Below are 5,274 nucleotides of genomic sequence, written 5' to 3'. Positions count from 1 at the left end.
GTTCAGTTCGGGAGCGGCTTCGACGTCCACTCGCAGCACGGTTGCACCCTCCGCTTCGAGCCCCTCAGCGGGATCCAGTGTACGCCAGCGGCCGGGGGGAGTGCACGCTTGGAACCCCATGGTTCGCGGACCGCGTCACGATTTGCAGCGGTCGGGCCCGCGTGGTGGTGGCCGTTGGGTCTCGGGAAGCGAGGGTGAGCGCACGTTCCACATTAGGCACTATCAGGCACCCAGTGTGTGCCCATGTCCGTCCACTCCCTGTACCCGCATTTGGGGCAGCGGCCGCGGTAGAGGGCATGCACGTCCTCGCGGTCGGCGACGAAGTCGGCGCAGCCGGCGCAGCGGTAGTACGTTCGCTCCACCAGGCGCGCGGGGGTGGGGCTGGTGCCGTCCGCGCGGGCCTGCAGGTACGGCGCGCAGAAACGCAGGTGCGCTCGGACGGCCTGCTTGTTGCGAAACCAGCGATCGCAGAATTGGCAGCGGCGCATCGTTCGGATGTAACCGTTCGCTCGGTGCGAGCGAGCGGAAACAAGTCTGGGGCGGCGGGACTTGTTTCCACGGTGCCAACGGCGCGAAATATCTATGCCTGTGTTCGGCACAGCGGAATCACCACTTGATGCGAACCGGCATGTTCCTCAAGGTCGACGGGATGGGCATCCATGAGCAGGTGGCGGCGGCGTATCGCGAGCGCCACCCGGGGCGCGATCCGTTCATCGATTCGCTGGCGGGTCTGGTCGTCGCTGCACCGCCGGCGATCGAGGTGTGGTTCCAGTCGTTTGCACCGCGGGCTGCACAGGCTGCGATCAAGGGAGGGGGCGTCGAGGCGGCGCCGCCGCTCGAGCCGTGGATCAAGGGTGTCGTGGTGCTCCAGCGGGTCCATCTGGCGGTGTACGGCCGCCCGGCGGACGTATCGCCTCGCCTGTCGTTCTTTTTCGACGACGACTTCTTGCAGCAGCTGTTGCGCGAGCCGCCGCTGCCGGTTCTGGACAGCGTTCTTCGGGCGCGGCGGGAGCTGGCACGGGCGCTGTCAGCTGGCGATGACTGCCCATCCTTCAACGAGATCGCGGCGGAGTTCCGGGCGGTCGCGCTGACGATGGTGGGGTGCGCGCCCGAGGTGGACGTGACCGAGGATTTTATGACAGGGGAGTTCCTCGAGCTGGTGTGCTCCATCGCGACGAAGTTGGCCGGCGCGGAGCCTGCTCGGCCGCCGCGTCGTACGCCTGATCGCGTGTTTCGAGCGTTTTACGAGGGCGTGCGCAACCACTATGCGGTCGCGGGGCTCGGCGAACCCACGGTCGACGATCTGAGCGACTTGGCGTTCGTCGGCGGCTTCGATCGCGCGGATGTTCGGCTGGTGCGGGATCGCTGGCGCAAGCGGAGAGCCGCCATCGCGGAATCGCGCTAGATCCGCGCGCGCTTGTTTCCGTCGACTTGGGCCGGTGTGACCGGCTAGGGGTGGAACATGGCCCGCGGTCACGTCGAGCACCCCACGCTGCCGGCCCTGGCCACGGCCGCGGAGGTGGCCGATTGGCTGCGCACGTCGCGCAAGGCGGTCTACGCGATGGTCGAGCGTGGGCAGATCCCGGGAGTCGTGCGCATTCGCCGCCGCGTGCTGTTCGATCGCGCTCGCTTGGTAGAATGGCTCGAGAAAAGGCGTGCGGTCTCGCCACAGGAGTGATGGCGATGACTGTACGAGTCAGAAAGTACAAGCGAGGCGGGTTCGAAGTGGACATCAGGGTCATGTTGCCGGACGGCAAGCGGCACCGGGAGCGCCGGAGGGCGCCGGTGTCGTCGCGGTCGGCGGCGCGGCGCTGGGGGGAGGCGCGCGAGCGCCACCTCGCGCTCCACGGGTTGGCGAAGCCGAGAAAGGAGGTGCCGACGCTCGCGGAGTTCAAGCCGCGATTCATGGTGAACCACTGCGTGGCCAACCAGCACAAGCCGGCGGGGATCGAGACGAAAGAGGCGGCGTTTCGCAACTACTTGTTGCCGATCCACGGCCGCAAGAAGCTCGACGAATTCGTGCAGGAGGACGTGGCGCGCCTGAAGGCGAAGATGGCGGGCAAGGCGCCGAACACGGTCAACAACGTGCTCACGGTCCTGAACCAGACGCTCAAGTGCGCGGTGGAGTGGGGCGTGATCGACGCGATGCCGGTGCAGATCCGGCTGCTCAAGGTGCAAAAGGGCGTGCCGAAGTTCTACGACTTCGATCAGTACGAGTGGCTGATCGAGGCGGCGCGCGCGCTCGACCCGCGGATCGAGATCGTGGTGCTGCTCGGCGGCGACGCCGGGCTGCGGCGCGGCGAGATCATCGCGCTCGAGCAGGCGGACTGCGATGTGCGGCGCGGGCTGATCTCGGTCGAGCGCTCGGAGTGGAAGGGCAAGGTGACGGCGACCAAGGGGATGGAGTGCCGGGTGGTGCCGATGACCGCGCGCTTGCGCGCGGCGCTGGCGCGGCACCGGCACCTGATCGGCGACCGCGTGCTGTACACGGACGCCGGCGCGCCGGTGACGGCGAAGGTGCTGCAGAAGTGGATGGCCAAGGCCCAGCGGCGCGCGAAGCTGCGGGCCACGGGCGGCATGCACCTTCTGCGGCACACGTTCTGCTCGCACCTGGCGATGCGGGGCGCGCCGGCGCTGTCGATCCAACGGCTGGCGGGCCACAAGAACCTGCAGACCACGCTGCGCTACATGCACCTGTCGCCGGGCGAGACCGAGCGCGCGATCCGGTTGCTCGAGGGCGCCGATCGCAGATCCGATCGTGGAGACATATGGGAGACGGACACCTCCGCGATCGAAATGTGGAGGTATCACAGGTAGTTGAGTAGTGGAGGCGCCGGGAGTCGAACCCGGGTCCGAAGATGAGTCCGAACGAGCGTCTACGCGTGTAGCCGACCGTTGAAGGATTCGCCCTGGTCGCTGGCCGTCGGCCGCCGTCGGCCAGGGCTAGTCAACCCTGCGTTTCGCCCTTGGGCCGGTTGACTCTGCCGTCGGGCTAGCCTGATTGTCGGCGGCGCTTCGCCGGCTACAGGCGGAAGCCGGCGAGCGCCGTCGCCGCGATTAGCTACGCAGCGAGGGCAACAGCGTTGTCGTTCGCAGTTGCAGTTTGTGCCCGTTTTTACGTGGCCACGGGCGCCACGACGCGCAGCTCGAACCTCGTCATCCCCGTCGAAACCGTTTCGCCCCCTTGTCACAGAACCGGCGCTCGCCGCGAGGGAGAGCGCACCGTAGTTATGGGCTGCGGGCGGGACGCCGTCAAGCGGGCGCCGGGCTGACCGCGGCGCATGGAGCGGCGGTCGCATCCCGTCAGGGCGCGGCCGGCCGGAGCGCGGTCGCACGCGCCGCGCCCCGGCGCGCCCTGCGCAGCCAGAATCGCCGCGCCCCGGCGCGCCCCGCGCGGCCGCGATCGCCGCGCCCCGGCGCGGTCCCACGTGCCGTGCTCCGCGCGGTCGCACGCGGCCGCGATCGCCGCGCCCCGGCGCGGTCCCACGTGCCGCGCCCGCCGCGATCCGCGCGGTGGCACGCGCCGCGCCTGCCGGTCACTTCGCGGCCGCCATGTCGGCGGCGATGCGGGCGGCCTCGTCGAGCCACGGGTCGCGCGCGGCGTTGTCGCGCCACTCGGCGGCGGCCTCGCTGGACCCGGGAGTGTGCGCGTAGTCGATCACGGTGACGGTAAAGCGCGCGGGGCCCTTGGTCCAATCGAGGTCGACGTCGTCGAGCTTGGCCTTGTCGGCGGCGCGGCGTGCGAGCCACTTGTCGCGCTGAAGCGGCATGCGGGTCTGCTCGAGGCGCTGCTTGAGATAGGCGGCGCGCTCGACGACCTTGGCGAACACGGGTTCGTTGGCTTGCCGCGCCTCGGAGGCGGCACGCAATCGATCGATCTGCCAGCGCGCGCCAGTCCACCGCCGATAGTCGAGCGCATCGATCCGGCTCCACGGGATGGCATGGTCGAGGAAGCGCTCGCCCGATTTGACGTAAGCCGCGGGGTCGGGCAACGCGATGTCCGGGACGACGCCGCGCAGCTGGGTGGATTCGCCGTTGACGCGGAAGAACTGCTGGATGGTGAGCTTGACGACGCCGAGCGGGGCGCGCGGCCGGCCGGCGACCCGGTCGAGGTCGATCAGGACCTGGACGGTGCCCTTGCCGTGCGTGGCGCTGGTTCCGACGACGACGGCGCGACCGTAGTCCTGCAACGCGCCGGCGAGGATCTCCGAGGCGGATGCGCTGAAGCGGTCGACCATGACGACGACCGGTCCGGCGTAAGCGATGTCGGGATCGTCGTCGGTGAGCACCTGGGTGCTGCCGTTGCCGTAGCGCGTGGCGACGACCGGGCCAGTGCGAATGAACATGCCGGTGATGTCGCGCGCGTGGTCGAGCAGGCCGCCGCCGTTTCCGCGCAGGTCGAGGACGACCGCGGCGACCTTGCGGGCCGACAGCTCGCGCAGCAGCGCCCGCACGTCGTCCGGTGCGTTGCGTCCCGTGACGGTGCCGCCGCGGCGGGTGTCGCCGTAGAAGCTGGGGAGCGCGATGTAGCCGATGGGCGGGGAGCCGTCGCCGCGGTCGAGCACGGCGCCGCGCGCGTAGGCGGCTTCGATTTCGATGACGTCCCGCGTGATCGAAATGACTTGAATGGTGTCGTCGGGCTTTTTGACGGTGAGGGTGACGACGGTACCCTTCGGCCCGCGGATCATCTTGACGACCTCCTTGATGCGCATGTCGGCGACATCGACGGGCTCGCCGTCCTTCCCCTGCGCGACGGCGAGGATGAGGTCGCCCGCTTGCAGTTTGCCCTGTCGCCAACTGGGGCCGCCCGGGACGAGCTCCTGGACTCGAATGTAGTGATCGTCCTCGACGAGCAGCGCGCCGATACCTTCGAGCGAGCCGGACATGGCGATGTCGAAGTCCTCCTTGTCGGCTGGCGCGAGGTACTGCGTGTGCGGGTCGTACGCCTCGGTGACGGAGTTGAGGAACATCTCCGCGGGCTCGAGCGGGTCGACCTGCGCGAGCCGCTTGAACCGGCCGGCGAAGCTCTTGGCGAGATCCTCGCGCGCCTTGCGCTCGCGTTCCTCGGGCGTCTTCGGGATCTCGCCGAGGCGCTTGGCCGCGATCTCGTCGTCTTTGTCGGTGTCGCCGTCGCCGTCGCTGTCGACCGGTTGGGCCTTGTCGGCGGCCGCCAGTATGTCCTCCATCAGCGCGACGCGCTGCAGGACCTGGAGCTTGAGCGATTTGCGCCACCGGTCGGCGAGCTCGGCCTCGGTTTTGGCCCACGGGCGCTTG

Annotated in this window: 5 protein-coding genes and 1 other RNA gene; 3 read left to right on the top strand and 3 right to left on the bottom strand. The window is 69.3% G+C overall.

Annotated elements, in window-relative coordinates; translation table 11 throughout:
• Window positions 1-212 precede the first annotated feature (212 nt).
• The gene (locus D6689_22720; protein ID RMH36310.1) at window positions 213-488 is read right to left on the bottom strand and encodes a hypothetical protein; all 276 of its coding nucleotides are present in this window, start codon (window positions 486-488) and stop codon (window positions 213-215) included.
• 128 nt (window positions 489-616) lie between these two features.
• On the opposite strand from D6689_22720, the gene D6689_22715 reads away from it, so the two are divergent.
• The 3 genes from D6689_22715 to D6689_22705 are packed head-to-tail and all read left to right on the top strand — an operon-like array spanning window position 617 to window position 2,817.
• Entirely contained in the window at window positions 617-1,405 is a 789-nt protein-coding gene (locus tag D6689_22715; protein ID RMH36309.1) for a hypothetical protein, read from the top strand.
• Between the two features lie 57 nt (window positions 1,406-1,462).
• On the top strand, window positions 1,463-1,678 hold the full coding sequence (locus D6689_22710) for a DNA-binding protein (protein ID RMH36308.1): 216 nt from the start codon (window positions 1,463-1,465) through the stop codon (window positions 1,676-1,678).
• A gap of 5 nt (window positions 1,679-1,683) precedes the next feature.
• Complete coding sequence (locus D6689_22705; protein RMH36311.1) at window positions 1,684-2,817, top strand: site-specific integrase; 1,134 nt, start codon at window positions 1,684-1,686, stop codon at window positions 2,815-2,817.
• 5 nt (window positions 2,818-2,822) lie between these two features.
• On the opposite strand, the gene ssrA is transcribed toward D6689_22705, so the two are convergent.
• Window positions 2,823-3,184, bottom strand: a transfer-messenger RNA (tmRNA) gene (ssrA, locus tag D6689_22700).
• Between the two features lie 352 nt (window positions 3,185-3,536).
• Window positions 3,537-5,274: tail-specific protease (locus tag D6689_22695; GenBank protein RMH36307.1), on the bottom strand; the 1,738-nt coding region annotated here is incomplete at its 5' end.

The sequence above is a fragment of the Deltaproteobacteria bacterium genome, from assembly GCA_003696105.1.
Lineage (GTDB): Bacteria > Myxococcota_A > Polyangia > Haliangiales > J016 > J016.
This window is presented reverse-complemented; position numbering and strand designations above follow the sequence as displayed.

Bases quoted from the DNA above. Each gene is read 5' to 3' on its own strand.
- D6689_22720 (RMH36310.1), bottom strand. From the start codon at position 488: ATGCGCCGCTGCCAATTCTGCGATCGCTGGTTTCGCAACAAGCAGGCC.
- D6689_22715 (RMH36309.1), top strand. From the start codon at position 617: ATGCGAACCGGCATGTTCCTCAAGGTCGACGGGATGGGCATCCATGAG.
- D6689_22710 (RMH36308.1), top strand. From the start codon at position 1,463: ATGGCCCGCGGTCACGTCGAGCACCCCACGCTGCCGGCCCTGGCCACG.
- D6689_22705 (RMH36311.1), top strand. From the start codon at position 1,684: ATGACTGTACGAGTCAGAAAGTACAAGCGAGGCGGGTTCGAAGTGGAC.